This window comes from Paraburkholderia sp. SIMBA_030 (assembly GCF_046535245.1).
GTDB lineage: Bacteria > Pseudomonadota > Gammaproteobacteria > Burkholderiales > Burkholderiaceae > Paraburkholderia.
Map to the genome: position 1 here is coordinate 1 of NZ_JAWRXB010000477.1, position 273 is coordinate 273.

1 pseudogene is annotated in these 273 nt (G+C 64.5%); it reads right to left on the reverse strand.

Annotated features, from left to right (window positions below):
- A pseudogene (locus tag SB772_RS40855) lies at positions 1 to 273 on the reverse strand (hypothetical protein); the annotation flags it as partial.

The window sequence follows — 273 nt, forward strand, 5'->3', positions numbered from 1 at the left end:
TGATCACGCCTGGCGGCGGTCTCGCTGTCGCAGTAGGCCTGGGCCCAGAGCGCGTCCTCGGGGTGCAGGATGCTGCGCCAGAAGCCCGGTTTGAGCCAATCATGCAGCGGGTAGCCGAGCAGGTCCTCGGCGTGGGGCGAGACATAGCTGTAGGTAAAGTCGTTGGCGTCCGCCTCCCAGGCGATTGCCGACAGGCTTTCGACCAGGCCGCGGTAGTGATACTCGCTGCTGCGCAGTTCTTGTTCCAGGGCGATGCGACGGGAAATTTCCGAG